The sequence below is a fragment of the Streptomyces kronopolitis genome, assembly GCF_014646275.1.
In the GTDB taxonomy this organism is placed as follows: Bacteria; Actinomycetota; Actinomycetes; order Streptomycetales; family Streptomycetaceae; genus Streptomyces; species Streptomyces kronopolitis.
Genome location: NZ_BMND01000047.1, coordinates 1 through 23,557 on the forward strand (window position 1 = coordinate 1; position 23,557 = coordinate 23,557).

The window sequence follows — 23,557 nt, forward strand, 5'->3', positions numbered from 1 at the left end:
TGGCCGGCGGCGGCCCGGCGGGCGGCCCGGCCGCGGGCGGCGGGCTCAGCAGTTCCGCGTGCAGGGCGCGCAGTTCGGGGCCCGGGTCGGCGCCGAGGCGGTCGGCGAGGCCGGTGCGTATCTCCTCGTAGGCCGCCAGCGCCTCCGCCGGGCGGCCCGCGGCGCGCAGCGCGCGCAGCCGCAGGGCCTGCAGCGGCTCGTCGAGCGGGTGCTCCTGGCACAGCGCGTGCAGCGGGGCCAGCGCCGCCTCGGCGCGGCCCAGGGCGAGTTCGGCGGCGTGCCGGGTGCGCCGGGCGTCCAGCCGGCGGCGCTCGGCACCCACGGCCCGGGCGCCCGCGTCCGGGAGGTCGGCCAGCGCCGGGCCGCGCCAGAGCGCCAGGGCCTCGTCGAGCAGCGCGGCGGCGCGCGACGGGTCGCCCGCGCCGAGCGCCCGGTCGCCCTCCGCCGCCAGCCGCTCGAAGCGGTGCAGATCGACCGCGTCGGGCTCGGCGCACAGCAGATAGCCGCCGTCGGCCGAGGCGACCGCGTCGTGCCCCAGGGCGCGGCGCAGCCGGCCGACGAGTGCCTGGAGCGCGCCGGGGGCGTCGGCGGGCGGGTCCGCGCCCCAGATGTCGGTGATCAGCACCTCGGGCGGCAGGGCCCGGCCGGGGCGCAGCGCGAGGGCGGTGAGCAGCGCGCGCAGGCGTGCGCCGCCGAGGGCGACGGGGGTGCCGTCGGCCCGGCCGGCCTGGGTGGTACCGAGGATCGCGTAACGCACCGGCCCATTGTGGTGCACGGCGCGGACCGGCAGGCGTCGAGCGTCGCTTTCCGGGGCAGGTGGCCCGGCAGGGGCCCGGGCGCGCGCTCCGTCAGGGGGTTGTGCGCCGGCCGCCGTCTCGCGGATACGGTCGGGGCTGCCCCTCACCGACCTCGGGAGCCCGCACCATGACCACAGCATTCCGGCGCGCGGACCGTCGCGTCAGCCCGGTCTTCCTCGCGCTCGTCGCCGTGCTGGCGGTGTCCGGCTGGGCCGTGTGGAGCGGACGGCTCGGGGCGAACACCGGCCTCGCGGTGTTCTTCTTCGTGGTGGCCGGCTGGGTGGTGTCGCTGTGCCTGCACGAGTACGCCCACGCCCGCACCGCGCTGCACAGCGGCGACCTGTCCGTGGCGGACAAGGGCTATCTGACGCTGAACCCGCTGAAGTACACCCATGTGCTGCTGAGCATCGTGCTGCCGGTGGTCTTCCTGCTGATGGGCGGGATCGGGCTGCCGGGCGGGGCGGTGTTCATCGAGCGCGGCCGGATCCGCGGCCGCTGGCGGCACAGCCTGATCTCCGCGGCCGGTCCGCTGACGAACGTGCTGTTCGCGGTGGTGTGCACGGCGCCGTTCTGGCTGCACGGCCTGGACGGGGTGCCGGTCCCGTTCCGTAGTGCGCTGGCGTTCCTCGCGCTGCTCCAGGTGACCGCGGCGATCTTGAACATGCTGCCGGTGCCCGGTCTGGACGGCTACGGCGTGATCGAGCCGTGGCTGTCGCGCTCGCTGCGGCGGCAGGTGGAGCCGATCGCACCGTTCGGACTGCTGCTGATCTTCGGCCTGCTGTGGGTCCCGGAGCTCAACCAGGCGTTCTTCGGCCTGGTCCACACGGTCCTGGGCGCGCTGGGCGTCTCGGAGGTCTACAGCTACCTGGGCCAGGAGTTCTTCCGCTTCTGGCAGGGCCCGCCGCAGCTCGGCTGACGGTCCTGACCGGTTCCCGGCCGGGGCCGGGTCAGCCCGCCGCCCCGGCCCGCTGCGCGTCGTGCCGAGACTGCTGCTGCGACTGCTGCTGCGCGCGGCGGACGTAGAACCACGCCATGTTGCTGGAGATGCCCGCCATCAGGACCCAGACGATGCCGACGAAGCTGCCCTCCACGAAGGCGACGACGGCCGCGGCGACGGACAGGACGCACACGGCGAGGGCCATCAGGGCGAGGCGCCGGGCCGGGCCGGACGCGGGCAGGAAGGACATGGGGTGCTCCTGTCGGGAGTGGTGCGGTCCTCCCCAGTGTCCCCCATGCCCCGCCGGCGCCGGACCGGGCCCGGTGCCCGGATGCCCCGGCGGCCGGCTCAGACGTCGGTGAGCCGCAGCCCCGCGTGCGCCTTGTAGCGGCGGTTGACCGAGATCAGATTGGCGACCAGCGACTCGACCTGGTGGGCGTTGCGCAGCCGGCCGGCGAAGACACCGCGCATGCCGGGGATGCGGGCGGCCAGCGCCTGCACCAGATCGGTGTCCGCGCGGGCCTCGCCGAGCACCATCACATCCGTGTCGATCCGCTCCACCGCGGGGTCCTGGAGCAGCACCGCGGACAGATGGTGGAAGGCGGCGGTGACCCGGGAGTCGGGCAGCAGGGCGGCGGCCTGCTCGGCGGCGCTGCCCTCCTCGGGCTTCAGCGCGAAGGCGCCCTTCCTGTCGAAGCCGAGCGGGTTGACGCAGTCGATGACCAGCTTGCCGGCCAGCTCCTCGCGCAGCGCCGTCAGGGTGAGTCCGTGGCCCTCCCAGGGCACGGCGACGATCACGACATCGCTGCGGCGGGCGCACTCGGCGTTCTCGGCGCCCTCGACGCCCAGGCCGAGTTCACCGGCGGCGGTCCGGGCGCGCTCGGCGGCGCGGGAGCCGATGATCACCTTCTGGCCGGCCCGGGCGAGCCGGTAGGCCAGGCCGCGGCCCTGGTCGCCGGTGCCGCCCAGGACGCCGACCACCAGGCCGGAGACGTCCGGGAGGTCCCAGGGGTCACGCTTGAGGGCGGCCTTCGCACGGGTGGCGGCGTTCTCGGACCGGGCATCGTCAGGAGTAGTCATGACAGTGATGGTGTCACGCGCCGGCGCCGGGCCGGGCCCGCACCGGGGGCTGTCTTCGAAGTCCCGCCGAGCCGTCCCGCCGCCCCGCCCGCCGTCACCCCCTCACGCCTTCACGCTGCCCTCGGTCAGTCCCGTGCGCCAGTACCGCTGGAGCACCGTCATCAGCACCATCAGCGGCACCACCGACAACAGCGCGCCCCCCACCGTGTACTGGTAGAGCACCGGTTGCCGGTCGGCGTAGCCGGTCCAGGTGGTCAGGCCCAGCGGGACCGGGTAGAGGTCGGAGTCCGAGAGCATCACCAGCGGCAGGAAGTAGTTGGTCCAGATGTGGACGAACTGGAACAGGAAGACGGTGACCAGCGCCGGGGTCATCAGCCGCAGCCCGAGCCCGGCGAAGATCCGGGCCTCGCCCGCGCCGTCGATCCGGGCCGCCTCCAGCAGCGCGTCGGGGACCGCGGCGGCCGCGTAGATCCGGCAGAGGTAGACGCCGAACGGGCTGACCATGCTCGGGATCAGCACCGCGGCGTAGGTGTTCGCCAGGCCCATTGCGCTGAACAGGAAGTACAGCGGCAGGGCCAGCGCGGTGCCGGGGACCAGCACCCCGGCGAGCACCACATGGAAGACCGCCTCCCGGCCGCGGAAGGGGAACTTGGCCAGCGCGTAGCCGGCCGCGGCGGACAGCCCGGTGGCGCCGACGGCACCGGTCCCGGCGTAGAAGAGGGAGTTGGCGAACCAGCGGGCGTAGATGCCGTGGTCATGGGCGAGGACGGCACCGAGGTAGGCGAGCGGGTGCGGATGGTCGGAGAACCAGAGGCCGAAGGTGCCGAAGAGGTCGGCGCTGCTCTTGGTGGCGGAGACGGCCAGCCAGTAGACGGGCACCAGGAAGTAGAGCGCGGCGACGGTCAGCAGCGAGGCGGTGATGATCCGGTGGCGGAGCGGGGGCCGGGTCACCGGCGCTCCGTCCCGCGCCCGCCGACCAGCCGCAGGAAGCCGAACGACAGCACACACGCCACCAGCGCGAGCAGCACCGCCTCGGCCGCCGCCGCATGCGGGTTGTTGCCGACGAACGCCGCGCTGTAGGCGTGCAGATTGGGGGTGAAGCCGGAGTCGATGGCGGAGGCCAGCGGGCGCAGCACCATGGGCTCGGCGAACAGCTGGAGGGTGCCGATGATGCTGAAGACGCAGGTGAGCACGAGCGCCGGCCGGATCAGCGGCAGCTTGACGTGCCGGGCGATCTGCCGGGCCGAGGCGCCGTCGAGCCGCGCGGCCTCGTACAACTCCTGCGGTACGGCCTTGAGCTGGGCGATCAGCACCAGCATGTTGTAGCCGGTGAACTGCCAGGTGACGATGTTGGCGATGGACCACAGGACGGTGCCGCGGGAGAGGAAGTCGACGTCCCAGCCCAGCGACCCGGCGATCTGCACCAGCGGGCTGATGCCCGGCACGTACAGGAAGCCCCACAGGATCGAGGCGATCACCCCGGGCACCCCGTACGGCAGGAAGAAGGCGGTGCGGAAGAAGGCGACCCCGCGGGCGCTCGCGCTGTCCAGCAGCAGCGCGAGACCGGTGGCGAGCGCGATCATCAGCGGGATCTGGACGGCGCCGAAGAGCAGCACCCGGCCGAAGCCGGCCAGGAACCGGTCGTCCGAGAGCGCGTGGGCGTAGTTGGCGAGGCCGGCGAAGACCTCGTGCTCCCGGCCGCCGAGCCCGAGCGGGCCGGTGCGTTCGGTGGTGAACAGGCTCTGGTGGAGGGCGTAGCCGAGGGGGGCGAGGAAGCAGAGCGCGAAGAGCGCGAGGAAGGGGAGCAGGAAGCCGGCCGCGGCGCGGGCGTGCCGGGCCCGGGGGCCCGGGGCGCGGCGGGGGCGGCCACGCGGGGCGGGGCCGGGCCGCTTCCCGGCGACCGGGGCCAGGGCTGGGGCCGGGCGGTGCGGCGTGTCCCGGCTCACCCGCCGCTCTCCACCTTCAGGCCCTTGTCCTTGAGGTCGGCGACGGTCTGCCGCTGCACCTTCGTCAGGACGGAGCGGAAGGAACTGCCGTCGGCCAGCGCGTCGGTGAAGGCGTCGCCGAGCCGCTGGTAGAGGGTGTCCACCCCGGGTCCCCAGCGCCATCCGGTGTCGACGTGCGCCCCGGCGTCGGCGAAGACCTTGCTGTACGCCTGGCCGCCGAAGAAGTCCTTGTCGGCGTCGAGGTCGGTGGTGCGGTAGCCGGTCCGGGCGCTGGGGAAGCCGTAGCCGCCGTCGATGAGCAGGGCGATCGACTCGGGGTCGGTGTTGAGCCAGACGGCGAAGTCCAGGGCGTCCTTGGGGTAGTGCGCCCCCGCGAAGACCGCGGTGGTCGAGCCGCCCCAGTTGGCGAAGGCCTGCTCGCCCGCCTTCCACTGCGGCAGCGGCGCGGCCCGCCACTTCCCCTTGGTGCCCGGCGCGTTGCCGACCAGCAGGGCATCGCCCCAACTGGCGCCCACCCAGGACGGGATGGCGCCGGTCTGGAGGTCCTTGTACCAGGCGTTCTGCCGGTCGGGGATGGTCTTGACGAGCCCCCGCCGCACGAGGGACTCCCAGTAGTCGGCGACCCGGCGGGTGGGTTCGTCGTCGAGGTGCACCCGCCAGGTGTCGCCGTGCGTGGTGTACCACGCGGCGCCGGCCTGCCAGGCGAGGCCGGCGAACCGGTTGCCGTTCGTGGGGGCGAAGGTCTCGATCCAGGCGCCCCGCTTGCGGATGGCCTTGGCGGCGGCCTCGTACTCGTCCCAGGTCCGCGGGGTGCGCACGCCCCACCTGTCGAAGAGGTCCTGGCGGAGGAAGAGCCCCATCGGCCCGGAGGCCTGCGGGATGGCGTAGATGCCCTTGCCGAAGACGGACTGCTGCCACTGCCAGCCGATGAACTTGTCCTGGTAGCGGGAGGCGCCGAGCGGGGCGAGGTCGAGCAGGCCGTTGTCGAGGAGGAAGCCGGGGACGACCGGGAACTCGATCTGGCCGAGGTCGGGCGGGTTGCCGGCCTTCACGGCGGCGTGCATCTTCGCGTACTGCTCGCCGTTGACCGCCGAGACCTTCTCGACCGTGACCTGCACCTCGGGGTTCTTGCGGTTCCACAGGGCGACGGGCTTGTCGATGCCGGGCACCCAGGACCAGAAGGTCAGCCGGATCCGCTGCCCCTTCTTGCGCTCCCGGGGCCCCTTGCCGTCCGCGTCCCCGCCGTCGCCGCAGCCGGCGAGCGCGAGGCCGGCGGCGACGGCGGCCGCCCCGCCCAGGACCGTTCTGCGGGGCACGTGGTTGCTGGTCATACGAGGTCCTCCACGGGGATGCGGCGGAAGGGAAGCATCGGGCCACGTGGTGAAGTCGCCCGTCTCGCAGAGCAGTTGGGTCGCCCCGAAGGGGCAAGGACGTAGGATGTCCCTTGTCCTGCCGCGACCATAGGGAGTGCCCAACTGGCCGTCAAGGCGGCCTCCGTGGCGCCCCGCGTGTCGGCAACGGCACCGCCGACGCCGGGCGAAATCCCGGTGAACAGGGGCGATGATCCCCCGGCCGCCCGGCGTCTTCGCGGCACCGCCCGCCGCCCCGCCGCCGCTACTCCGTCAGCCGGCGCCGGATCCCGTCGAAGTGCCGGTGCATCGCCTCCACGGCGCGGTCCCCGTCGCCCGCCTCCAGCGCGTCGACGATCTCCAGGTGCTGGCGGTAGGTCACCTCCGGGTCGGGCCGGTCGTCGGAGAGGTCCTCGCGCACCCGGCGCAGCGCCGCCCAGAACGCGTCCAGCACCTCGCTCAGCAGGTGGTTGCCCAGCGAGCGGTACAGCGCGAGGTGGAAGGCCCGGTCGGTGGCGCTGAGCACCTCCCCGCCGCGCGCCTCCTCCGCCATCCGCTGCACCAGCCCCCGCAGCACGGTGAGGTCCTCGGCGGGCAGCGCGCGGGCGACGGTGCCGATCAGACCGGCCTCCAGCGCCTCGCGGACCTCCATCAACTCGTAGAGGCTGGCCTCGCCCTGGTGGTGGCGGACCGCGGCGCGGAAGGCGACTCCCTCGACGAACGGCTCCAGGGTCAGCGGGCCGACATAGGTGCCGAAGCCGTGCCGGATCTCCACGATGCGCATGGCCTGCAGCGCCTTGAGCGCCTCGCGTACCGAGTTGCGGCTGACGTCGAGCAGGCCGACCAGGTCGGCCTCGGTGGGCAGCGGATCGCCCGGCGTCAGTCCACGGCGCAGGATCAACTGCTTGATCTGCGCCTGCACCTCCTCGGACATCGTCCCTCGCGCCATGGAATCTCCCTCTCCCGCTCCCGCGTCCGCCGTGCCGCCGGCCCGTCCGCCGCCCGCCCCGGCAGGGCCGCGAATCCTTGACCGACCGCCTGTGAACAGGTCTATTGTGCTCGACATAGGACATCCCATGTCCTATGTCCTGACTCGGAGGTCCGGAGCTCCCATGGCACTGCCCGCACCCCTGCACGGCGTCATCCCCCCGGTCTGCACCCCGCTCGGCCCGGACGGCGAGGTCGACACCGCGTCCCTGACCCGCCTGGTGCACCACCTCCTCGACGGCGGTGTCCACGCGCTGTTCGCCCTCGGCTCGACCAGCGAGGTCGCCTACCTCACCGACGCCCAGCGCGGCACCGCGCTGGAGACCGTCCTCGAAGCCGCCGCCGGCCGGGTCCCGGTGCTCGCCGGGGTCATCGACACCACCACCCCGCGGGTGCTCGACCACGCCCGGACCGCGGCCGCCCTCGGCGCCGACGCCCTGGTCGCCACCGCGCCCTTCTACACCCGCACCCACCCCCGGGAGATCGCCGCGCACTTCCACCATCTGCGGGCCGCCGTGGATCTGCCGCTCCTCGCCTACGACATCCCGGTCGCCGTCCACAGCAAGCTGGCCCCGGAGCTGGTGCGGGAGCTTGCCGAGGACGGCACCCTGGCCGGGCTCAAGGACAGCAGCGGCGACGAGGGCTCCCTGCGCCGCCTGCTCACCGCCCTCGGCGGCCGCACCGGCCGGCACCGCGGCCCCGCCCCCGGCTTCGCCGTCCTCACCGGCTCCGAACTGACCGCGGACGCGGCCCTGTTGGCGGGCGCCGACGGCGTCGTCCCCGGCCTCGGCAACGTCGACCCGGCCGCCTATGTACGGCTCTACGACGCCGCGCGGGCGGGCCACTGGGACCGGGCAGCCGCCGAACAGGAGCGCCTGGTCACCCTGTTCGCCATGGTCGACGCCGGCCCCGAGTCCGAGATGGGCCGCAGCTCCGCCGCCCTGGGCGCGTTCAAGGCGGCCCTGCACCTCCTCGGCGTGACCGCCCATGGCGCCACCGCCTTCCCGCAACGCCCGCTCGGCGAGCGCGCCGTGGCGGAGGTGGCCCGCCGCCTCGACGCGGCCGGCCTGCTGCCGGAAGGACCGGCCCGAGGGGCCCGGCACGACTGAGGGACAGTCCGCCGCCCACCCCTCGCCCCGCAAGTCCCGTACGGGTGACCCCCGTTGACTTCGCACCCGCGGCGTGCCACCGGTGCGGCAGGATGCCGCCATGGATGCCGTACGCGTCGCCTTGCTGCGTGAAGTCCTCGCCGGGACCGAGTGGGTGCAGGCCACCCGCCGCTTCGCGGGGGCGCTGCGCTCGTCCGTCGCCCCGCACCGCGGCGGGCTGCTGCTGGTCGGCAGCGCCGCGTACGAGCCCTGGCATCTGGCCGCCCATCTCGACGACGAGGCCGCCTGGTCGGGCCTGCCGGAGCTGTCCCCGACCCTGGTGCGCCATCGCGTCCCCGGCGGGGCTCCGGCCCATCTGGCGGTCGGCCTGGGCCGGCTGGAGGCGGCCGGGCGGGGCGAGACCCTGCTGGTCGTGGCGCCGGGAGCACCGGGCGCCGGGCTGCTGGAGCGGGTGCACGACGCCCGGCGCAACGGCGCGACGGTGCTCGCCCTGGACGGCGGCGACCGCGATCTGCACGCCCTGGCCCATGACGCGCTCGCCGCTCCCCCAGCCCCGCCCGCCGGCGCCCCCGCGGCCTCGCCGGACCTCGACCTCGACACCGTGCAGCATCTGGTGAGCGCGGCCGCCGGGGAGAACTGCCTGCCGCCGTCCCGCGGCCGCCGCCGGTTCCGGGACCGGCTGGCCCGCCTCGCCGACCAGTTGACCGCCCCGCCGCCCCCGCGCTGGTAGCCCCGGCCCGTCCGCGGGTAGCCCCCGGCCGGTCCGCGCGGCGGCCGGAAAAAACCCTTTGCGTCACCTTGTTCCCGCGGGCGAGGGTGCTCCGGTGACTTCGGACGGCCCCCCACCTGACTCCCCCTCGCCCACCGCCCGCCGGCGCCGCCTGACCGCGCTGCTGCCGGATCTGGCCCCCTGGCGCAGCTCCCGCGACTTCCGACTGCTGTGGTGCGCGGGCGCCATCACGGTTTTCGGCACCTTCCTGACGGTCGTGGCGCTGCCGCTCCAGCTCAAGGAGCTGACCGGCTCCACCCTCGCGGTCGGTGCGCTGGGCGCCGTGGAGCTGGTCCCGCTGCTGGTCTTCGGCCTCTACGGCGGCGCGCTCGCCGACTCCGTGGACCGCCGCCGGCTGATCGTCGGCAGCGAGCTGGCGCTCGGGCTGATCTCCGCGCTGCTGCTGCTCAACAGCCTGCTGCCGCACCCGCTGGTGTGGCCGCTGTACGCGGCGGCCGCGCTGTCCAGCGCGCTGACCGGGCTGCAGCGGCCGGCCCTGGACGCGATCGTGCCGCGGATCGTGCGGCACGACCAGCTCGCCGCGGCCGCCGCCCTCAACGCGCTGCGCTGGCAGATCGGCGCCATCGCCGGACCGGCGCTGGCCGGCGGCCTGCTCGCCCTCGCCGGGCTGCGCTGGGCCTACGCCATCGACGCGGCCACCTTCGCGGTCTCGGTGCTGCTGTCCCGCCGCCTGGCGCCGTCGCCCGCCTCGCACGACGCCGAGAAGCCCTCGCTGCGCGTCATCGCGGAGGGCGCGCGCTACGCCTGGAGCCGCAAGGAGCTGCTGGGCACCTACGCCGTCGACGTGCTCGCGATGCTCTTCGCCTACCCGCTGGCGATCTTCCCGTTCCTCGCCGACGACCTCCACGCGCCCTGGTCGCTGGGGCTGATGTACGCGGCGCTGCCGGCCGGGTCCCTGCTGGTGAGCCTGACCAGCGGCTGGACCGGGCGGGTGCACCGGCAGGGCCGGGCGATCGTGCTGGCGGCCGCCGGCTGGGGCCTGGCGATCGCCGCCGCCGGGCAGCTGCGGCAGGTCTGGGCGGTGCTGCTCCTGCTGACCCTGGCCGGCGCCTTCGACATGGTCAGCGGCATCTTCCGCTCGGCGATGTGGAACCAGACCATCCCCGACGAGCTGCGCGGCCGGCTGGCGGGCATCGAGCTGCTGTCGTACTCGTCGGGCCCGCAGCTGGGCCAGGTGCGGGTCGGCGGGATGGCGGCCCTGATGGGCGTGCGGGCGGCGGTGTCGGCGGGCGGTCTGCTGTGCTTCGCGGGCGTCGCGCTGCTGGCCCTGGGGCTGCCGAAGCTGCGGGCGTACGACGCCCGGACCGACGAGCACGCCCGGCGGATGCGCGAGCGCCGGACCCCCGCGGCGGACGACCGGACCGGCGACCGGGCCCCCGACCTGGGCCGGCCCGGAGCGGAAGCCCAGGACACCGACCCGGCGGCGGTATGAGACGGGCCCGGCGCGGGCGGCAGGATCACCCGCCGCCCGCGCCGGGCTCGCCTACTTGTCCTCCCCGCCGCTCTCCTGCTCCGCGCTCTTGTCGTGCCACTTCGGGTCCGTCTCCCACTCCAGATTCCGCTCCCGGGCGGTCTCCATGGCGTGCGACGCCTCCTCGCGGGTGTCGTACGGGCCGAAGCGGTCGGCGGCGCGGCACTCGGGGCCTTCCTCGACCGTCTGGTGCTTGAGGCAGTAGAACCACTCGCCCGGCTTGCCGACCGTACGCCTCTTGAACAGCGCCATTGCCGCCTCCTGTGGATGTTTTGTGCCACCATCCTGCCCGACGGCCCGCGGATACACTCGCTGACATGTCTGGCCAGTCACTCCTTGTCCCGGGGAAGATCTCCCCCACCCGCCCCGTCCCCGCCTCGATCCCGCGCCCCGAGTACGTCGGGAAGGACGCGCCCACCCCGTACACGGGGCCCGAGGTGCAGGATGCCGAAACGATCGAGAAGATGCGGATCGCCGGCCGGATCGCCGCGCAGGCGATGGCGGAGGCCGCCAAGCTGATCGCGCCGGGTGTGACCACCGATGAACTCGACCGGGTCGCCCATGAGTTCATGTGCGACCACGGCGCCTACCCGTCCACCCTCGGCTACCGCGGCTTCCCCAAGTCCCTGTGCTCCTCGCTCAACGAGGTCATCTGCCACGGCATCCCGGACTCGACCGTCCTGCAGGACGGCGACATCGTGAACCTCGATGTCACCGCGTACCTCGACGGCGTGCACGGCGACAACAACGCCACGTACCTGTGCGGCGACGTGGACGAGGAGTCCACGCTGCTGGTCGAGCGCACCCGCGAGGCGCTCAACCGCGCGATCAAGGCCGTCAAGCCGGGCCGGCAGATCAACATCATCGGCCGGGTCATCGAGTCCTACGCCAAGCGCTTCGGCTACGGAGTGGTCCGCGACTTCACCGGCCACGGCATCAACTCCTCCTTCCACTCCGGCCTGATCGTTCCGCACTACGACAGCCCGCACCACACCACCGACATCAAGCCCGGCATGACGTTCACCATCGAGCCGATGCTGACGCTGGGGTCCTACGACTACGACATGTGGGACGACGGCTGGACGGTGGTGACCAAGGACCGCAAGCGGACCGCGCAGTTCGAGCACACCCTGGTGGTGACGGACACCGGGGCCGAGATCCTCACCCTCCCCTGACCGGGAGCGGGAGCGGGACAGAGATCCGCACGGTTTCCTGACCGGGAGCGGGGCGGGCTTTTACCGACAGGGTGTCGGGAACCGGCGTAGGCTGGTGCCGACAGGACGTCGGGAACGGGTTGACTTAGGTAAGCCTAAGTAGTTGTCTGAGTCCAAGCGTCGGCGACCCGGCGCGGGAGGGCCCGTTCCCGTCCGCCCCTCGGTCCCCGGAGGCCCGCCTTGGAAGCGTCCAGCCCGCGCCCGTCCGCACCGGCCGATCCGCCCACGGCGTCCGCGCCGACCACGCCCTTCTCCACAGTTATCCGCACCGCGTCCCACGAGCAGCACACCGAAGCCGAGAACTCCTCGTTCATGAGTGATCTCCTCGGCGGCGGGCTCGGCATCCCCGCCTACCGGCGCTACACCGAGCAGCTGTGGTTCGTCTACCGCGCGCTGGAGGACGTCACCGACGATCTCGCCGCCGACCCGGTGGCCGGCCCCTTCCTCCGCCCGGAACTGGCCCGCACCGCCGCGCTGGAGCGCGATCTCGCCCACCTCGGCGGGCCCGGCTGGCGCACCGGGCTCACCCCGCTGCCGGCCACCGCCGCCTACGCGGACCGGGTCGCGGACTGCGCCCGCACCTGGCCGGGCGGCTTCGTCGCCCACCACTACACCCGCTACCTCGGCGACCTCTCCGGCGGCCAGATCATCCGCGGCACGGCCGAGAAGACCTGGGGCTTCGCCCGCAAGGGAGACGGGGTGCGGTTCTACGTCTTCGAGGACATCCCCAACCCCGCCGCCTTCAAGCGCCGCTACCGCGCGCAGCTGGACGCGCTGCCGGTCGACGACCTGGAGAAGCAGCGGGTGGTCGACGAGTGCAAGCACGCCTTCCGGCTGAACGGCGCGGTCTTCCGGGAACTGGGCGAGCAGTTCCCGCTGAGCGCCTAGGCGCCGCACCGCCAATCCCCGCACGCCGCACGGGCCCTACGGCGCCTGACGGCTCACCCGTCCCCCGACCGCGATGGTGCCGTCGGGGTGCGGGCGGGTGAGGATCCGCGAGCCGGCGCCCTGGCGGATGTCGAGCGGGCGGCCCAGCTCCCGGGTCAGCAGCAGGGCGGCGGCGCCGGTCGCCTCGTCCTCCGCGACCCCGTCGCCGCGCCTCGGGAAGCCCCGGGCCCGGACCACGCCGGCGGCCTCGTCCTGCCAGGCCCAGGCGTAGAGCCAGTCCTCGCCCGGCGGCGGCGCGGGCAGCGCGTCGACCTCGGCGGGCGAGGCGTGGCGGCGGGTGGTCCGGGCCGGGACCCAGGCGGCGCGGCCGCGGACCCAGGTCAGGTCCCCGTCGAAGTCGACCCGGACCGCGCCGGCCGGCGGGCGCAGGGTGCGCGGCGGCCGCCCCAGGCTCCGCAGCAGCCAGGCCAGACCGACCAGCGGATGCCCGGCGAACGGGAGTCGGCAGCTCGGCGTGTGGATGTCGACGGTGCCGCGCTCGGCGTCGTCGAGGAAGACGGTCTCGCTGAAGCCGAGTGCGGCCGCGAGCGCGGCGCGCCCCGCGGGGTCGGGGACAGCCGCCCCGTCGAGGACCACGCCCAGCGGATTGCCCGCGCCCCCGTCCGGGCCGCAGAAGACCCGGAGCACGTCGATGTCGGTCATCCGGACAGTCAAGCGCACGGCCCGGACGGGCATTCGGGCCGCCCGGCCCCCGGCGGGCCTCGGTGCGCCGGGCGCCCGCACCAGGGCCTCACCCACCCGTCACACCCCGCCCGCGCGCCCGGCCCTTACCTTGACCGGCGCATGGCACTTCCGTGACCCGGCGCGGGCCGATCCGTGACCAGGCTGTTGTCCATGAGAGCGGGATCACGGGAAACCGTGGGCAGCAATAGGTAAGCCTCACGTAAGTTAGGGCTGCCTTAGTGGCGATCTTAGTGACCCTCTATCGTCCCGTACGTCGATTCCGTACATCCGAGCCCGCCTGGAGCCCCGTATGCGAGCCCTTCGCACCTCCGCCGTCGCCGCCATAGCCGTGGCCACGGCCGTTACCGCCGTCGCCGGCTGCGCCGCGAAGAACGACGGCAAAGGCGGCGGCGGCAAGGGCACGGTCGAGGTGACCGCCACGGACAGCAGCTGCGAGCTCTCCACCAAGGAGTTTCCGGCCGGGCACGTCCGCTTCGCGGTGCAGAACAAGGGCTCCAAGGTCACCGAGGTCTACCTCTACGCCCCCGGCGACCGGATCGTCACCGAGCGGGAGAACATCGGGCCCGGCACCCACGCGGACATCACCGCCGAGGTCAAGGCCGGCTCGTACGAGGTCGCCTGCAAGCCCGGCATGAAGGGCAACGGCATCCGCCAGAAGGTGACCGCCAGCGGCAAGGGCGCGAGCGCGAAGCACGACCCGAAGCTGGACGCCGCGGTCGCCGCCTACCGCACCTACGCGCAGGAGCAGGCCGACCAGACCCTGCCGAAGGCGCAGAAGTTCGCCGACGCGGTCAAGGCCGGCGACCTGGACGCCGCGAAGAAGGCGTACGCCGTCTCGCGGGTCGGCTGGGAGCGCACCGAGCCGGTCGCCGAGTCCTTCGGTGACATCGACCCCAAGGTCGACGTCCGCGCCGACGGTGTGGAGAAGGGCCAGAAGTGGACCGGCTGGCACAAGCTGGAGCAGTCCCTGTGGGAGAAGAAGAAGATCTCCGGGGACGACAAGAAGCTCGCCGACCGGCTCATCACGGACCTCAAGGACTGGCAGAAGCGGGTCGGCAAGGCCGAGATCACCCCGACCAGCATGGCCAACGGCGCCAAGGAGCTGCTCGACGAGGTGGCCACCGGCAAGGTCACCGGTGAGGAAGAGCGCTACAGCCACACCGACCTGATCGACTTCCAGGGCAACGTGGAGGGCGCGCAGAAGGCGTACGAGCTGCTCAAGCCGGTCGTCGGCAAGAACGACCCGGCGCTCGCCAAGGAGCTGGACAAGCAGTTCGCGGCGATCCGCGCGCTGCTCGCCGCGCACCGCGACAGCAAGTCCGCCGACGGCTTCGTCTCCTACGACACGGTCGACAAGACCGCGCGCAAGAAGCTGTCGGACGGTGTCAACGCGCTGGCCGAGCCGCTGTCGAAGCTGGCCGCCGCCGTCGCCACCACCAAGTAACGGTCCGCCGCCAGGCCAGGGGGTCACGATGACGCAGGACAACGGCATGACGCCGCACGAGGACACGACGCCGCACGAGGGCACCGCCGACGGGGCCGGGCCGGACCCGGCCGCCGGGAACGGCACCGGGCGGACGCCCTCGCGGCGGGCGCTGCTCGGCTGGGGCGGCGCGGGACTGGCGCTCGGCGCGGTCGCGGCCGGCGGGACCGCGGCGGCGCTGCGGGCCGGCAACGACGCCCAGCCGGCCGGCGCGGACGCCACCTCGCGCTCCGCGGTCGCCTTCCACGGCGCGCACCAGGCCGGCATCGCCACCGCCGTGCAGGACCGTCTGCACTTCGCCTCGTTCGATGTCACCACCGACGACCGCGACGAGCTGATCGCGCTCCTCAAGGAGTGGACGAAGGCGGCGGCGCGGATGACGGCCGGGGACACGGTCGGCGACGGCGCGGTCGGCGGGCTGGCGGAGGCGCCGCCGGACGACACCGGCGAGGCGCTCGGCCTGCCGCCGTCCCGGCTCACCCTGACCTTCGGCATCGGCCCGACGCTGTTCGAGAAGGACGGCAAGGACCGGTTCGGCATCCGGGCCCGGCGGCCCGAGGCGCTGATCGACCTGCCGCAGTTCCCCGGCGACAACCTCGACAAGAGCCGCAGCGGCGGCGATCTGTGCGTCCAGGCCTGCGCGGACGACCCGCAGGTGGCGGTGCACGCGATCCGCAACCTGGCCCGGATCGGCTTCGGCAAGGTCGCCATCCGCTGGTCCCAGCTGGGCTTCGGCAAGACGTCCTCGACGACGCCGCAGGCGCAGACCCCGCGCAACATGTTCGGCTTCAAGGACGGCACCCACAACCTCGCCGGCACCGACACCGCCGCCCTCGACAAGCACGTCTGGGTCGCGGACGCCGCGGCGAAGGGCAAGGAGCGCTGGATGGCCGGCGGTTCCTACCTCGTCGCCCGCCGCATCCGGATGCACATCGAGACCTGGGACCGCACCTCCCGCAAGGAGCAGGAGGACATCTTCGGCCGCGACAAGGGCGAGGGCGCGCCGGCCGGCCGGAAGCACGAGCGGGACACCCCGCACCTGAAGTCGATGCTGCCGACCGCGCATGTCCGCCTCGCGCACCCGGACTCCAACGGCGGGATCCGGATCCTGCGCCGCGGCTACTCCTTCACGGACGGCACGGACGGCCTGGGCCGGCTGGACGCGGGGCTGTTCTTCCTGGCCTACCAGCACGATGTGCGCCAGGGCTTCGTCCCGCTCCAGAAGCGGCTGTCGGCCAACGACGCGCTCAACGAGTACATCCAGCACGTGGGTTCCGCGGTCTTCGCGGTGCCGCCGGGCGTCCGGCACGCGGACGACTGGTGGGGCCGGGAGCTGTTCGCCTGACACCGCGGGCGCCGGCAGGTCCTCGCCGCCGCCCCATGATCTGCACGAAGGAAGGGAAGGAACCGACGTGTTCGGCAACTACCTGATCGGTCTGCGCGAGGGACTGGAAGCCAGTCTCGTGGTCTGCATTCTCATCGCCTATCTGGTCAAGACCGGCAGGCGGGAGGCGCTGCGCCCGGTCTGGATGGGCATCGCGCTCGCCGTGGTCCTGTCGTTCGCGTTCGGCGCGGCGCTGCAATTCGGCTCCGAGACCCTGACGTTCAAGGCGCAGGAGGCGCTCGGCGGCTCACTGTCGATCATCGCGGTGGGCCTGGTGACGTGGATGGTCTTCTGGATGCGGCGCACCGCGCGGCACCTGAAGAAGGAGCTGCACGGCAAGCTGGACGCGGCCCTCCGGATGGGCACCATGGCGCTGGTGGTCACCGCGTTCCTGTCGGTGGGCCGGGAGGGCCTGGAGACCGCGCTGTTCATCTGGACCGCGGCCCAGTCCGCCGACGACGGGGTGCGGCCGCTGGTCGGCGCGCTGCTGGGGCTGCTGACGGCGGTGGCGCTGGGCTGGCTGTTCTACCGCGGTGCGGTGCGGATCAACCTGGCGAAGTTCTTCACCTGGACCGGCGGCATGCTGGTGGTGGTCGCGGCGGGCGTGCTGGCGTACGGCTTCCACGACCTTCAGGAGGCGGACGTCCTGCCGGGGCTGACCTCCCAGGCGTTCGACATCAGCGCGCAGATCCCGGCCGACAGCTGGTACGGCACCCTGCTGAAGGGCATCCTCAACTTCCAGCCGGACCCGACGGTTCTTCAGGTCACGGTGTGGGCTCTGTATCTGATCCCCACCCTCCTGTTCTTCTTCGCCCCCGGTAGGGTGTCGCCGAATCGTGCCACCCCGGCGGCCAGCCCGTCCGACCGGGTCGCCCCGAAGGAGCCCGAGCCCCATGACACGCAGGTCGCCGTTCCGGGTGCCCGCCACACTGACGTCGGCAGCGGCGGCGATGGTGATACTGAGCGGGTGCATGACGGTGCACGGCGAGAGGGAGATGCTGCCGGCGGTGTCGAAGGCTGACGGCGCCAAGGCGCTCAAGCACTTCACCGAGGGCTTCAACGAGGCCAACCGTCAGCTGAACCCGCAGCTCAATCCCTCGTTCGAGGGGGGCGCGCTGCTCGCCATCGACCAGGCCGGGATAAAGGCGGCGCACGCCGTCCGGCCGCAGGGCAACCCGGGCTTCCGGGCGCTGGAGTTCACGGACGCGCAGTTCACGGTGCCCCAGCAGAAGGGCTGGCCGAAGTACTTCATCGCGAACGCGGCCAGCAACCGCAAGAACGCCGCCGGCCGGTTCACCCGCTGGTTCCTGGTGTTCAGCCGCGACGGCATCGACGAGAAGTGGCGCGCGGTGTATCTGGCGACGTTCCCGGGGAACAAGGCGCCGGAGCTGAAGACGGACAGGAACGGCTACGCGGAGGCGGTGCCGGCCGGTGCGGACTCCGGTCTGGCGGTCGCCCCCGGCGAGCTGAGCCGCAGCTACGCGGACTACCTCAACACCGGCAAGGGAGCCGTCTTCGCCCCCGGCCGGGAGACCGACGGCTGGCGGGCGCGGCGCGCGAAGGACGCCAACCGTCCCGGCGTGCGCATCATGTGGGACGACACCGCCGCGAACTATCCGCCGGTGTCGCTGCGCACGAAGGACGGCGGTGCGCTGGTGTTCTTCTCGACCGTCTACCACCAGCAGAAGACGGTGTTCGCCGGCGCGACGATCACGGTCTCGGGGGCGCTGAAGGGCCTCCTGGAGGGCCCGCCGAAGAAGACCAACCGGATGGGCTTCACCACCGTCTCCGGCCAGACGGTGACGGTGCCGCCCAAGAGCGCCGGCGGGAAGGTCGCGGTGCTGAACCGGATCGAGGCGAAGACGTCGGTGCGGCCGCTGTAGCCGCCGTCCGCAAAACCGCTCGGAGCGGAACTCGGAGCGGAAGGGGCCGTCGGGGTGACCCGGCGGCCCTTCGGCGTACGGAAGGGCCCGTACCGGACGCCGTGGACGGCGGGGCGGGCGGGCCGTTCAGCGGCCGATCGGCCAGGCCGCCGCTTCGTGGTGGTGGGGCTCGCGGTCGTTGAACGCGGCGCAGGCGTCGGTGAGCGACTCCAGCAGCGTCAGCGGGTCGGGCAGCGGCAGCTCCGGGCCGCGCAGCCAGCTCACCGCGGGCTGCTCGCCGGGCAGCGCCGAGGGCGGCAGCAGCACATAGCTGCCGCGGCAGTGCCAGCGCAGCCCCGGGTGCTCGTCCATGGTCTCGGGGTGGCAGTCCAGCTCACAGGGCCACCACTCGTCCTCGTCGTCCGGGGTGCCGCGGGTGGCGGTGAAGAAGAGCATCCGGCCGTTGAAGCCGGCGCCGCTGAGGGTGATCGGCCCGACGTCGATGCCCGCCGCGTCCAGCCGCCCCAGGGCGCTGCGGCCCGCCTCGACGGGGACGTCCAGCACATCGTGGGTGATGCCGGTGGCGGTGACGAAGTTGGCCTGCGGGAGGGTGCGGACCCAGGCGGCGACCTTGTCGCGGTCGGTGGTGGCGACGGTCTGCCAGCCGAAGGAGATGGGGTGGCGGGCGGGGGTGGGACAGCCGATGCGTTCACAGGAACAGCCGTAGCCGGAGGGATGCGCCGCCGGGGCCACCGGGAAGCCGGCGTCGACCGCCGCCCGCAGCAGGTCCTCGCGGCTGCGCGCAGCCGCTGATCCCGTGTCCGTATCGCCGCCGTCCGATCCGCTCTTCGGCCGGCGCAGCCACTGGGAGAACCTGCTCTTGCGTTCCATCTATCCCCTCACTTCGAGCGGTGGTCTGGGATCAATGCTGCCACCATCCTGCGCCCGGGGTGACCGGTGTGGAGATCCGGGGTGCGGGAAAGGGAGACCAATACCGGCAATTCGGGTCATCGACGACGGGTCGGCGCGGCCGGCGGCGCCGGGCGGTGCGTTCAGTCGCGTGGCCGCAGACCGCCCAGTACCTGGTCGACGAGGGTGTCGACGTACTCGTGGGTCAGATCGCCGGTGCGCATCAGCCAGCGCTGTGAGAAGGGACTCAGCAGCATCTCGGTGGCGATCCGCACATCGACGCCGTCGGCCACCTCGCCCGCCTCCTGCGCCGCCCGCAGCCGGTCGGCGTAGACCTGGGTGCCGGGTTCCATCAGCCGCGCGACGAAGGTACGGGACAGCTCCTCGTCGTTGGCGCCGGCGGCCGCGAGGGCGCGGTACGGGGCCTGGAACGCCGGGTCGTTGAATTCGTCGACGGTGGCACGCAGCACGGATTTGAGGTCCGTGGCCAGGTCGCCGGTGTCCGGCAGCCCCTGCGCGGAGTAGTCGTCGACGCCGGCGGTGAAGGCGTCCAGCAGGACGGCGGCCTTGGAGGGCCACCAGCGGTAGATCGTCTGCTTGCCGACCCCGGCCCGGGAGGCGATGCCCTCGATCGTGAGCTTGTCGTAGCCCACCTCGCCGACCAGGGCGAGGGCGGCATCGAAGATCGCCCGGCGGGAGCGTTCGCTGCGGCGGGAAGAGTCGGGGGCTGTTTTGTCGGCCATGCGGGGAAGTCTAGCGAGGGAGAGGCGAGACGTATCGTCTTGACGAGACGAGACGTATCGCTCATGATGGAGATCGCGCGAGACGGCCCGTCTCGCGTAGAGGAAGCAGAGGAAAGCGACGAGGAAGGGGAATTCCATGAGCAAGGGAAATGCCGGGGGGATGCTCGGGGTCGGCGGTACCCGCGCCAAGCTCTCGCGCGGCGCGCTGCGTGGCGGCGGCGCCGCTGACCGCGGCGGCCCGGGGCGGTCCGAGGCCCGGGAACGGCGCAGTGAACTGCTGCGCAAGTTCCAGGAGCGGGCGCAGGAGAAGTGAGCCGCGGACCGCTGGACGGTGGCGTGAAATCCCGTCAGCCGGGTCAGGGTTGTGGGGGCCAGGGGTCGCCCCAGGTGGTGTCGCGGGCGCGGCGGTAGTCGGTGCCGTGGCGTTTGGTGACCGTGGTGCGGTCGAGGCCGTCCGTGGTGCACAGGTCCAGGAGGACCTGGCCCTTGCGGAGTTGGGGCTTGCGGGTGACGCGGGCGGGGGCGGGGGCCGCGTCGAGGGTGGTGGCGGCGACGTAGCTGAACTTCTCGTCCTCGTACGGCAGGGAGCCGCCCTTGACCTGGCGGTGGAGGGAGGAGCGGCTGACCCGGGCGGCGAAGTGGCACCAGTCTTCGCCGGGGACGATCGGGCAGGTGTCGCCGTGCGGGCAGGGGGCGACGATGCGCAGCCCGGCCTCGGTGAGCTGGGTGCGGGCCTCGCGGATGCGGAGGTAGCCGTCGGGGGTGCCGGGCTCGATGAGGACGACCGCGCGGGCGGTGGCCGCGGCGGCGACGACGGCCCGGCGGTCCTCGGGGCGGAGTTCGCCCAGGACGTAGGAGACGGTGACCAGGTCCGTGCCGGGCGGCACCGTGAGGCCGTCGCCGATCGTCCCGCGCTGCCAGCGGGTGTCGGGCAGGATGCCGTCGGCGAGCTCCCGGCCCAGGTCGAGGGCGGGCTGCGCCCAGTCCAGGACCGTGCTGCGCGGGCCGTCCCAGGTGGCGGCGGTGGCCCAGGTGGCGGCGCCGGTGCCGCCGCCGATGTCCAGATGGGTGGCCGGGGACCAGTCGGGGACGCGGGCGGCGAAGGCGGCCAGGGCGGCGCGTACCGCCTCGAAGGTGGCCGGCATGCGGTAGGCGGCGTACGCGGCGACATCGGCGCGGTCCCGCAGCACCGGGGCGTCGGTGGGGGTGCGGCCCCGGTAGTTGCTGATCAGCCGGTCCACCGCCTGCGCGGCCCGGGTGGGCGGCAGGCCGTCGAGCAGGCCCGCCAGGGCGGCGCGCAGTTCCTCGTGCATGGCCCGAATTCTACGGGGCGCCGCGGACCGCCCGGCCGGGCCCGCCCCGCTCAGGCGCCGCGGGCCACCGCGCGGGCCAGCCGGGTGGCGGCCGCGGCGCGCGGCGCGCTGCCGCCGTCGCGGCGGCGGGGGTGGACGGTGTTGGCGAGCAGGATCAGGAACGTGTCGGTGGCGCGGTCCAGGACCAGGCTGGTGCCGGTGAAGCCGGTGTGTCCGGCCGCGCCGCGGCCCGCCAACTCGCCCATGAAATACGGCTGGTCGACGGCGAAGCCGAGGCCGGGCGCGTCGAGCAGGGTGGCGACCGCGTCCGGGCCGAGGATGCGGGTGGTGCCGTAGGTGCCGCCGTCGAGCAGGGTGCGGCACAGCACGGCCAGGTCCTGGGCGGTGGCGAAGAGGCCCGCGTGGCCGGCCACCCCGCCCAGTGCCCAGGCGTTCTCGTCGTGCACCTCGCCGCGGACCATCCCGCGGTCCGCCTTGGCCCAGGGCCGCCGCTGGTCCTCGGTGGCCGCCACGCCCTGCGGGGCCAGCGGGCCGTAGGAGGTGCTGGACATGCCCAGCGGGCCGGTGATGCCGTCGTGGACGAGGGCGTCCAGCCGGTGCCCGGTGCGGTGCTCCAGGACGAGCTGGAGGGCGATGAGGTTGAGGTCCGAGTAGCGGTGGCCGGCGCCGGGGCGGCCACTGGGCGACGCCGCCTCCGCCCACAGCAGCGCGAGTTGGGCGGCGCGTCCGCGGTGGTCGTGGAACGGCAGCTCGGGGGCGAGGCCGGAGGTGTGGGTCAGCAGATGGCGGACGGTGATGCCGGGGGCGAAGGCGGGCAGGTCGGCCCGTACCTCGTCGTCCAGGGCCAGCCGGCCGCGTTCGATCTGCTGGACCGCCGCGATCGAGGTGAAGAGCTTGCTGAGCGAGGCCAGGTCGAAGACCGTGCCGACCCGCATCGGCTCCCACCGGTCGCGCGGCAGGTCGATGCCGCGGTCCCGTTCGGGGTCGTACGCCCGGTAGCGCAGCGCCCAGCCCGCGGCGGCCTCGGCGACGACGAGCGGGCCGCGGCCGGCCAGCACCACCGCGCCGGGGCACCAGGGCGGGCGGCCCTCGGGCAGCGCCCGCACCCCGCGGACCAGCCGTTCGACCCAGGCGGGATCGAGCCCCGCCCGGGCCGGTGTGCCGTAGGTGAGTCTCGGTGCGTTCAGAGCCTGGTCCTCTCGCCGGACGTGCTCGCGGTGCTCTCCCCCCTACGCTGCCACGGTCGGCACAGTCCCAGGAAGCTGACGAGCGCCAGGACGGCGCACGAGAGCTGTACGAGCGCCATCGGTACGGCCGTCCGCTCCCCCGCGATGCCCACCAGCGGGGAGGCCACCGAGCCCAGGAGGAAGGTGGAGGTGCCCAGCAGGGCGGAGGCGGAGCCGGCCGCGTGCGGGGTGCGCAGCAGCGCCTGGGTGTTGGTGCTGGGCAGCACCAGGCCCATCGCGGCCATCAGGACGAAGAGGCCGGCGGCGGTCGGGACCAGGCCGACGTGGCCGAAAACCCCCGAGGACATCGCGAGCAGCGCGGCCGCGGCGAGCGCGACCACGCCCAGTCCGGTGCCCAGCACGGCGTCGAGCCGGACCCGGCCCACCAAGAGCTTGCCGTTGATCTGGCCGAGCACCACCAGTCCCACGGAGTTGAGGCCGAAGAGCAGGCTGAAGGTCTGCGGGGAGGCGCCGTAGATCTCCTGGACGACGAACGGCGAGGCGGAGATGTAGGCGAAGAGGGCGGCGAAGGCGAAGGCGCCGACCAGGAGGTAGCCGGCGAAGACCCGGTCGGCGAGCAGGTCGCGCATGGTGCGCAGGGCCGCGCCGAGGCCGCCGGGGTGCCGGCGCTCCGGCGGGAGGGTCTCCGCCAGCCGGCGCCAGACGACGAGGGTGAGCGCCACCCCGACGGCGGTGAGCACGACGAAGACGCCCCGCCAGTCGGTGATCCGCAGGATCTGGCCGCCGATGAGCGGCGCGACGACGGGTGCCACCCCGGAGATCAGCATCAGGGTGGAGAAGAAGCGGGCCATCGCGACGCCGTCGTAGAGATCGCGGACCATGGCCCGGGCGATGACGATGCCCGCGGCGCCGGCCAGTCCCTGCAACAGGCGGAAGGCGATGAGGACTTCGGCGTTGGTGGCGACGGCGCACAGGGCGGTCGCCAGGACGTAGATCACCATGCCGGCCAGCAGCGGGCGCCGGCGGCCCCACTTGTCGCTCATCGGCCCGACGATCATCTGCCCCAGGGCCATGCCCGCCAGGCAGGTGGTGAGGGTGAGCTGGACGGTGGCGGCCGGGCTGTGCAGGGCGGCGGTCACCTGCGGCAGCGCCGGCAGATACATGTCCATGGAGAGCGGCGGGACCGCCGTGAGTCCGCCGAGGACGAGGGTGACGAGGAGGCTGGTGCGGCGGGCCGCGGCGGGTGCTGCCGGCGCGGCCCGCTCGGCTATGGCGGGCAGGTCCTTGGTCTCGGCCGTACCGGGGCCGGGCTCCGTCATGGGTCTCTCCACGGGTCATCGAGGGCTGCACCATGGTGGCACGCG

Annotated in this window: 25 protein-coding genes; 11 read left to right on the forward strand and 14 right to left on the reverse strand. The window is 73.5% G+C overall.

Annotation, left to right across the window (positions count from 1 at the left end; translation table 11 throughout):
• Nucleotides 1–757: AfsR/SARP family transcriptional regulator (locus tag IEY78_RS30560; protein ID WP_189103826.1), on the reverse strand; the 757-nt coding region annotated here is incomplete at its 3' end.
• A gap of 167 nt (nt 758–924) precedes the next feature.
• Here IEY78_RS30560 and IEY78_RS30565 point away from each other — a divergent pair.
• Nucleotides 925–1,713: a site-2 protease family protein gene (locus IEY78_RS30565; RefSeq protein ID WP_189103828.1), complete on the forward strand. Its 789-nt coding sequence runs from the start codon at nt 925–927 to the stop codon at nt 1,711–1,713.
• A 31-nt stretch (nt 1,714–1,744) separates the two neighbouring features.
• On the opposite strand, the gene IEY78_RS30570 is transcribed toward IEY78_RS30565, so the two are convergent.
• From IEY78_RS30570 to IEY78_RS30595, 6 genes are all read right to left on the reverse strand, one after another.
• Nucleotides 1,745–1,984: a hypothetical protein gene (locus tag IEY78_RS30570; RefSeq protein WP_189103830.1), complete on the reverse strand. Its 240-nt coding sequence runs from the start codon at nt 1,982–1,984 to the stop codon at nt 1,745–1,747.
• 98 nt (nt 1,985–2,082) lie between these two features.
• Nucleotides 2,083–2,814 carry an NADPH-dependent F420 reductase gene (npdG, locus tag IEY78_RS30575; RefSeq protein ID WP_189103832.1) on the reverse strand — a complete coding sequence of 244 codons (732 nt, stop codon included), beginning with the start codon at nt 2,812–2,814 and terminating at the stop codon, nt 2,083–2,085.
• Between the two features lie 102 nt (nt 2,815–2,916).
• On the reverse strand, nt 2,917–3,765 hold the full coding sequence (locus tag IEY78_RS30580) for a carbohydrate ABC transporter permease (protein WP_189103834.1): 849 nt from the start codon (nt 3,763–3,765) through the stop codon (nt 2,917–2,919).
• Nucleotides 3,762–4,760, reverse strand: a complete 999-nt coding sequence (locus IEY78_RS30585; protein ID WP_189103836.1) for a carbohydrate ABC transporter permease — start codon at nt 4,758–4,760, stop codon at nt 3,762–3,764. The genes IEY78_RS30580 and IEY78_RS30585 overlap by 4 nt, the downstream gene beginning before the upstream one ends.
• Nucleotides 4,757–6,091 (reverse strand): ABC transporter substrate-binding protein, encoded by a 1,335-nt coding sequence (locus tag IEY78_RS30590; RefSeq protein ID WP_189103838.1) that lies wholly within the window; start codon nt 6,089–6,091, stop codon nt 4,757–4,759. The genes IEY78_RS30585 and IEY78_RS30590 overlap by 4 nt, the downstream gene beginning before the upstream one ends.
• Nucleotides 6,092–6,374: 283 nt before the next feature.
• On the reverse strand, nt 6,375–7,058 hold the full coding sequence (locus IEY78_RS30595) for a FadR/GntR family transcriptional regulator (protein ID WP_229700271.1): 684 nt from the start codon (nt 7,056–7,058) through the stop codon (nt 6,375–6,377).
• A 163-nt stretch (nt 7,059–7,221) separates the two neighbouring features.
• Between IEY78_RS30595 and IEY78_RS30600 the strand changes: the two genes are divergently transcribed.
• From IEY78_RS30600 to IEY78_RS30610, 3 genes are all read left to right on the forward strand, one after another.
• Complete coding sequence (locus IEY78_RS30600; RefSeq protein ID WP_189103840.1) at nt 7,222–8,205, forward strand: dihydrodipicolinate synthase family protein; 984 nt, start codon at nt 7,222–7,224, stop codon at nt 8,203–8,205.
• Nucleotides 8,206–8,305: 100 nt separating this feature from the next.
• A complete protein-coding gene (locus IEY78_RS30605) occupies nt 8,306–8,935 on the forward strand; it encodes a hypothetical protein (RefSeq protein ID WP_189103842.1) in 630 nt (209 codons plus the stop codon).
• Nucleotides 8,936–9,029: 94 nt separating this feature from the next.
• Nucleotides 9,030–10,427, forward strand: a complete 1,398-nt coding sequence (locus IEY78_RS30610) for an MFS transporter (RefSeq protein ID WP_373294275.1) — start codon at nt 9,030–9,032, stop codon at nt 10,425–10,427.
• A gap of 51 nt (nt 10,428–10,478) precedes the next feature.
• Here IEY78_RS30610 and IEY78_RS30615 read toward each other — a convergent pair whose 3' ends face one another.
• Nucleotides 10,479–10,718 carry a hypothetical protein gene (locus IEY78_RS30615; protein WP_189103844.1) on the reverse strand — a complete coding sequence of 80 codons (240 nt, stop codon included), beginning with the start codon at nt 10,716–10,718 and terminating at the stop codon, nt 10,479–10,481.
• A 65-nt stretch (nt 10,719–10,783) separates the two neighbouring features.
• On the opposite strand from IEY78_RS30615, the gene map reads away from it, so the two are divergent.
• Together map and IEY78_RS30625 are read left to right on the forward strand one after the other, a co-directional pair.
• Complete coding sequence (gene map / locus IEY78_RS30620; RefSeq protein WP_189103846.1) at nt 10,784–11,641, forward strand: type I methionyl aminopeptidase; 858 nt, start codon at nt 10,784–10,786, stop codon at nt 11,639–11,641.
• A gap of 219 nt (nt 11,642–11,860) precedes the next feature.
• Nucleotides 11,861–12,568: a biliverdin-producing heme oxygenase gene (locus IEY78_RS30625; protein WP_268240362.1), complete on the forward strand. Its 708-nt coding sequence runs from the start codon at nt 11,861–11,863 to the stop codon at nt 12,566–12,568.
• 36 nt (nt 12,569–12,604) lie between these two features.
• Here IEY78_RS30625 and IEY78_RS30630 read toward each other — a convergent pair whose 3' ends face one another.
• Nucleotides 12,605–13,270: a PhzF family phenazine biosynthesis protein gene (locus IEY78_RS30630; protein ID WP_189103848.1), complete on the reverse strand. Its 666-nt coding sequence runs from the start codon at nt 13,268–13,270 to the stop codon at nt 12,605–12,607.
• A gap of 331 nt (nt 13,271–13,601) precedes the next feature.
• Here IEY78_RS30630 and efeO point away from each other — a divergent pair, with 331 nt between their 5' ends.
• From efeO to IEY78_RS30650, 4 genes are all read left to right on the forward strand, one after another.
• Nucleotides 13,602–14,756: an iron uptake system protein EfeO gene (gene efeO, locus IEY78_RS30635; protein WP_189103850.1), complete on the forward strand. Its 1,155-nt coding sequence runs from the start codon at nt 13,602–13,604 to the stop codon at nt 14,754–14,756.
• Nucleotides 14,757–14,784: 28 nt separating this feature from the next.
• The gene (gene efeB, locus IEY78_RS30640; RefSeq protein ID WP_189103852.1) at nt 14,785–16,140 is read left to right on the forward strand and encodes an iron uptake transporter deferrochelatase/peroxidase subunit; all 1,356 of its coding nucleotides are present in this window, start codon (nt 14,785–14,787) and stop codon (nt 16,138–16,140) included.
• A 67-nt stretch (nt 16,141–16,207) separates the two neighbouring features.
• A complete protein-coding gene (gene efeU / locus IEY78_RS30645; RefSeq protein WP_189103854.1) occupies nt 16,208–17,200 on the forward strand; it encodes an iron uptake transporter permease EfeU in 993 nt (330 codons plus the stop codon).
• Nucleotides 17,130–18,062: an SCO2278 family lipoprotein gene (locus IEY78_RS30650; RefSeq protein ID WP_506417105.1), complete on the forward strand. Its 933-nt coding sequence runs from the start codon at nt 17,130–17,132 to the stop codon at nt 18,060–18,062. The genes efeU and IEY78_RS30650 overlap by 71 nt, the downstream gene beginning before the upstream one ends.
• A 126-nt stretch (nt 18,063–18,188) precedes the next feature.
• On the opposite strand, the gene IEY78_RS30655 is transcribed toward IEY78_RS30650, so the two are convergent.
• Together IEY78_RS30655 and IEY78_RS30660 are read right to left on the reverse strand one after the other, a co-directional pair.
• Nucleotides 18,189–18,932 (reverse strand): bifunctional DNA primase/polymerase, encoded by a 744-nt coding sequence (locus tag IEY78_RS30655; protein WP_189103858.1) that lies wholly within the window; start codon nt 18,930–18,932, stop codon nt 18,189–18,191.
• Nucleotides 18,933–19,093: 161 nt separating this feature from the next.
• On the reverse strand, nt 19,094–19,693 hold the full coding sequence (locus tag IEY78_RS30660; protein ID WP_189103860.1) for a TetR/AcrR family transcriptional regulator: 600 nt from the start codon (nt 19,691–19,693) through the stop codon (nt 19,094–19,096).
• 136 nt (nt 19,694–19,829) lie between these two features.
• On the opposite strand from IEY78_RS30660, the gene IEY78_RS30665 reads away from it, so the two are divergent.
• A complete protein-coding gene (locus IEY78_RS30665; RefSeq protein ID WP_189103862.1) occupies nt 19,830–20,006 on the forward strand; it encodes a DUF6243 family protein in 177 nt (58 codons plus the stop codon).
• A gap of 43 nt (nt 20,007–20,049) precedes the next feature.
• Here the strand turns inward: IEY78_RS30665 and IEY78_RS30670 are convergent, their stop codons facing one another.
• From IEY78_RS30670 to IEY78_RS30680, 3 genes are all read right to left on the reverse strand, one after another.
• Complete coding sequence (locus tag IEY78_RS30670; RefSeq protein WP_189103864.1) at nt 20,050–21,006, reverse strand: small ribosomal subunit Rsm22 family protein; 957 nt, start codon at nt 21,004–21,006, stop codon at nt 20,050–20,052.
• A 50-nt stretch (nt 21,007–21,056) separates the two neighbouring features.
• Complete coding sequence (locus IEY78_RS30675) at nt 21,057–22,112, reverse strand: serine hydrolase domain-containing protein (RefSeq protein WP_229700273.1); 1,056 nt, start codon at nt 22,110–22,112, stop codon at nt 21,057–21,059.
• Nucleotides 22,113–22,189: 77 nt separating this feature from the next.
• Nucleotides 22,190–23,512 (reverse strand): multidrug effflux MFS transporter, encoded by a 1,323-nt coding sequence (locus IEY78_RS30680; RefSeq protein ID WP_189103866.1) that lies wholly within the window; start codon nt 23,510–23,512, stop codon nt 22,190–22,192.
• Nucleotides 23,513–23,557 lie beyond the last annotated feature (45 nt).

What these genes read in the sequence shown, in the direction of transcription:
- IEY78_RS30565 (WP_189103828.1), top strand. Translation starts at nt 925, where the DNA reads ATGACCACAGCATTCCGGCGCGCGGACCGTCGCGTCAGCCCGGTCTTC.
- IEY78_RS30570 (WP_189103830.1), bottom strand. Translation starts at nt 1,984, where the DNA reads ATGTCCTTCCTGCCCGCGTCCGGCCCGGCCCGGCGCCTCGCCCTGATG.
- npdG (WP_189103832.1), bottom strand. Translation starts at nt 2,814, where the DNA reads ATGACTACTCCTGACGATGCCCGGTCCGAGAACGCCGCCACCCGTGCG.
- IEY78_RS30590 (WP_189103838.1), bottom strand. Translation starts at nt 6,091, where the DNA reads ATGACCAGCAACCACGTGCCCCGCAGAACGGTCCTGGGCGGGGCGGCC.
- IEY78_RS30595 (WP_229700271.1), bottom strand. Translation starts at nt 7,058, where the DNA reads ATGGCGCGAGGGACGATGTCCGAGGAGGTGCAGGCGCAGATCAAGCAG.
- IEY78_RS30600 (WP_189103840.1), top strand. Translation starts at nt 7,222, where the DNA reads ATGGCACTGCCCGCACCCCTGCACGGCGTCATCCCCCCGGTCTGCACC.
- IEY78_RS30605 (WP_189103842.1), top strand. Translation starts at nt 8,306, where the DNA reads ATGGATGCCGTACGCGTCGCCTTGCTGCGTGAAGTCCTCGCCGGGACC.
- IEY78_RS30615 (WP_189103844.1), bottom strand. Translation starts at nt 10,718, where the DNA reads ATGGCGCTGTTCAAGAGGCGTACGGTCGGCAAGCCGGGCGAGTGGTTC.
- map (WP_189103846.1), top strand. Translation starts at nt 10,784, where the DNA reads ATGTCTGGCCAGTCACTCCTTGTCCCGGGGAAGATCTCCCCCACCCGC.
- IEY78_RS30630 (WP_189103848.1), bottom strand. Translation starts at nt 13,270, where the DNA reads ATGACCGACATCGACGTGCTCCGGGTCTTCTGCGGCCCGGACGGGGGC.
- efeO (WP_189103850.1), top strand. Translation starts at nt 13,602, where the DNA reads ATGCGAGCCCTTCGCACCTCCGCCGTCGCCGCCATAGCCGTGGCCACG.
- efeB (WP_189103852.1), top strand. Translation starts at nt 14,785, where the DNA reads ATGACGCAGGACAACGGCATGACGCCGCACGAGGACACGACGCCGCAC.
- IEY78_RS30650 (WP_506417105.1), top strand. Translation starts at nt 17,130, where the DNA reads ATGGTGATACTGAGCGGGTGCATGACGGTGCACGGCGAGAGGGAGATG.
- IEY78_RS30655 (WP_189103858.1), bottom strand. Translation starts at nt 18,932, where the DNA reads ATGGAACGCAAGAGCAGGTTCTCCCAGTGGCTGCGCCGGCCGAAGAGC.
- IEY78_RS30660 (WP_189103860.1), bottom strand. Translation starts at nt 19,693, where the DNA reads ATGGCCGACAAAACAGCCCCCGACTCTTCCCGCCGCAGCGAACGCTCC.
- IEY78_RS30665 (WP_189103862.1), top strand. Translation starts at nt 19,830, where the DNA reads ATGAGCAAGGGAAATGCCGGGGGGATGCTCGGGGTCGGCGGTACCCGC.
- IEY78_RS30670 (WP_189103864.1), bottom strand. Translation starts at nt 21,006, where the DNA reads ATGCACGAGGAACTGCGCGCCGCCCTGGCGGGCCTGCTCGACGGCCTG.
- IEY78_RS30680 (WP_189103866.1), bottom strand. Translation starts at nt 23,512, where the DNA reads ATGACGGAGCCCGGCCCCGGTACGGCCGAGACCAAGGACCTGCCCGCC.